General features: G+C 40.5%; 5 protein-coding genes. 2 read left to right on the top strand and 3 right to left on the bottom strand.

What is annotated here, in order from left to right; genetic code table 11:
* Positions 1-571: 571 nt before the first annotated feature.
* Positions 572-706, top strand: a complete 135-nt coding sequence (locus GSQ84_RS28255; RefSeq protein WP_256377554.1) for a hypothetical protein — start codon at positions 572-574, stop codon at positions 704-706.
* A 228-nt stretch (positions 707-934) separates the two neighbouring features.
* On the opposite strand, the gene GSQ84_RS26510 is transcribed toward GSQ84_RS28255, so the two are convergent.
* Complete coding sequence (locus GSQ84_RS26510; RefSeq protein ID WP_158800419.1) at positions 935-1,132, bottom strand: SymE family type I addiction module toxin; 198 nt, start codon at positions 1,130-1,132, stop codon at positions 935-937.
* Positions 1,133-1,271: 139 nt separating this feature from the next.
* Between GSQ84_RS26510 and GSQ84_RS26505 the strand changes: the two genes are divergently transcribed.
* On the top strand, positions 1,272-1,613 hold the full coding sequence (locus tag GSQ84_RS26505; RefSeq protein ID WP_158800418.1) for a helix-turn-helix domain-containing protein: 342 nt from the start codon (positions 1,272-1,274) through the stop codon (positions 1,611-1,613).
* Between the two features lie 66 nt (positions 1,614-1,679).
* Here GSQ84_RS26505 and GSQ84_RS26500 read toward each other — a convergent pair whose 3' ends face one another.
* Together GSQ84_RS26500 and GSQ84_RS27970 are read right to left on the bottom strand one after the other, a co-directional pair.
* Positions 1,680-2,006 (bottom strand): hypothetical protein, encoded by a 327-nt coding sequence (locus tag GSQ84_RS26500; protein ID WP_158800417.1) that lies wholly within the window; start codon positions 2,004-2,006, stop codon positions 1,680-1,682.
* A 17-nt stretch (positions 2,007-2,023) separates the two neighbouring features.
* Positions 2,024-2,866, bottom strand: an 843-nt coding sequence (locus GSQ84_RS27970; RefSeq protein WP_216849049.1) for an RHS repeat-associated core domain-containing protein, incomplete at its 5' end; no start/stop codon positions are given.

Here is a 2,866-nt window from a genome sequence, read left to right as displayed (position 1 = left end):
GGGGTTAAATTTGCGGCAGATTCCGCCAAAGCATCTGCTACGTTCCATCTACCAATCACTGGATCATATTGTCTGGCCCCGTAATCGTATGGCCTTATGCAACTTTTTTCGTTGTTTGCAGATTCCTGGTTTGCACTTTTTCAGTGCTATAAAGAACTTTCCTTTCCCGTAAAGTTAGTTTTTTATTCGACTTTATAAGCTTGTTTTTCGGTGTTGGTTTTTTTGTTGGAACTGCCTTTGAAACTGCGGATCTATGAACGTTACTACTGGTTCGTTTATTCATCTGTTACAGCAAAGATAGCCACGAAAGGAAGGCAGTAAAGGGCTTTCGCGGCATAAATGCTCATTGCGCTGCGCTCCATTCCGCTTTATTCCACGATCCCTTGACAGCCCTCCTTTCTTTGGCTCGGGGTGGCTTAACAAATGAACTCCCTGAACCCATGATGGGCTTGCAGGGTTTTGCGTCTCGCTGTCCCTCCAGGGGTAGAACGAGCTTTGGTGGTGGGGAGGATAAGAGCGGCTCTTTCTAGCCCTGAGAGGTTGGGCGGGAGCATTGTCCCTGTTTCAGGGGATGAAGGAAGTTCCCCCGACCAGTCTTGCACTGCCAACAATCCATAAACAATACCATGCTGCCGCAGGCGATGCCGCTGACCGACTGGAAGGAGACGGCAGAGCGCTGGCCGGGGATGGCCGAGCGGCTATTTAATATAATACCCATTATAATACCAGCTTTGGTACCGTGGGGGCCTTCGAGCGGCTGTGCTTATAATTCGTATTATGTTATTTAGCATGGGGCCGGTTCTTCACCGGCAGCAAGGCCGGGCGGAAGGGCAGAAAAACACAGGGAGAAGCCCGTTTCGGGCTGGCTGGGTTTTTCTGCCCTGAAGGTGGTGCGGGGGAGATCATGATCACGGATCAGCAGGATCGATGATTATTATACAGCACGTTTGTATTTATTTTCCCCTGCTTTAATGATCAGCTTCCCTTTGCTTGGGATGATCTCTATCGTCCTGCCGATATGAAAGCCCAACTTATCCAACCAATGCCCCGTTAACTGGAGTTTAGGAACACGCGTGTTGCCATTATACTTTCCGCATAATGTAATTGATCTTATGTTTTTGTTATTAACCATATAAAAAAGATTAGTGATAAACATATGAAACAAATGTAGCACACCTTTTTCATTTAAACAAATAATACTTATTTCTTTTGGCACATGAGTTTAACTATTTTTATCACTTTAACAGCAGAATATATTACTTTAGATACATATGGTTAACATTGGAGAACGCATCACACAACTGAGAAAGACCAAAAACTGGTCTCAGGATGAACTGGCCAAAGAAATCAGTTCATCCAGGGTAATGATTGGCAAATATGAAAGGGAAGACAATTCTCCTTCAATCGAAGTGATTGTTAAGCTTGCAAAAGCCTTTCAGGTCTCAGTAGATTATTTACTTGGAGAAGGACCGAATGCTTCTTATGATAAAGATATGATCCAGCGTCTCGATGAACTAGAAACGCTGCCCGAAGATGAAAAGCAGCGCATCTTTCATTATATGGATCTGATCATCCGGGACTATAAAACAAAGAAAACATATAACCCTAAATAAGAAAAGTCAGGCACTGCCTGACTTTTCTTATTTAGGGTTATATGTTTAAAAAGACTAAGATCGCTGCTATAAATCTTCTTTATTCATATTACCATTTTCATCTACTATTCTCTTTTGAGCTCTTCGTTTCAAAATAGAATATAGAATAAGCCAAAACAGTAAAAAGTAAATGACTTGGATGATTACTACTATTCCAGATGCTGTTGGATTTGTGTACATTATTCCAACACTGATAAAATTTACTGGTAGTGTGATCAATAAAGCAAAGACAACCCAGGCACCATATAAAGGGGAACTGGGATAGATGGATAAAACACTAATCGTACCCAACCCCACATAGGCTAGAGAAATAAAAAAAGACATTTTAATTTGAGGTAGCATCACCTTATTCATATCGTATTAATTAGAGTTTATGGATGGACAGGTGTATTATCTTTAGGTGAATTGATATAAAGATTATACCAGTTAGCTGCCGCTATACCACCAGCGACAATAATTGCTCTAGCTCTCGAAATAGGCGAAACACCCGGTGAGGAAGCTATCCCAATTTCACTGTTTATTAATTTATCATTTGCAGATTGAGTACGCGGATCACCAAATAGTGAGTTTGCACCCTTTGCATTCAAAGCATTAAAGTCTTGGTCATGAACATAGGCGGGAATATCCTCTATTTGATCAGGAGCACGAGAATAATCTTCCTTACCATTATATTTTTTAGGGTTATTTGCACCAGCATAAGACAATCCTAATATGTTATTATGCCACGTTCTAGGATCTAACGCATCAGGCGTTAAATCTCCCTGTACTTGATACCAAAAGTTATTAAATGATTTTTTATCTACACTATACCCAATATTACCACCACTACGATAACTACTAACTTTTATAGGATCTAATAACTTACCGCCATTTGTCAATTTTCCTAGCCCACCAGCTTTTTCATCGTTAATAAAAGAAGCTTGTTGATCAAAAGAAGGGGTTGTATTCATTGCTGCTTCAGTTTGTAAATATGAAGCAAATCGTTCAATATCTTTAGGATCGCTCGTTGTATATCCTCCGGCAATGGTTTCCCATAAGCCAAAAGGATCAGTAAAATTAATTGGATTATTATAGCAATAACGATAAGGTGTCATATTACAGGATAATTCAGCTAATGGATCCACTACATTCCACCTTCCTATCACCGCATCATAGAACCTTGCCCCGTAGTCATATTGACCTAGCTCATCTTGTATTTCCTTTCCATTGTACAA

This window comes from Pedobacter sp. L105, from assembly GCF_009765875.1.
Taxonomy (GTDB): Bacteria; Bacteroidota; Bacteroidia; order Sphingobacteriales; family Sphingobacteriaceae; genus Pedobacter.
The sequence above is the reverse complement of the archived record's forward strand: the minus strand, read 5'-3'. Positions and strand labels throughout refer to the sequence as shown.

Bases quoted from the DNA above. Each gene is read 5' to 3' on its own strand.
- GSQ84_RS28255 (WP_256377554.1), top strand. From the start codon at position 572: ATGAAGGAAGTTCCCCCGACCAGTCTTGCACTGCCAACAATCCATAAA.
- GSQ84_RS26500 (WP_158800417.1), bottom strand. From the start codon at position 2,006: ATGAATAAGGTGATGCTACCTCAAATTAAAATGTCTTTTTTTATTTCT.
- GSQ84_RS26510 (WP_158800419.1), bottom strand. From the start codon at position 1,132: ATGGTTAATAACAAAAACATAAGATCAATTACATTATGCGGAAAGTAT.
- GSQ84_RS26505 (WP_158800418.1), top strand. From the start codon at position 1,272: ATGGTTAACATTGGAGAACGCATCACACAACTGAGAAAGACCAAAAAC.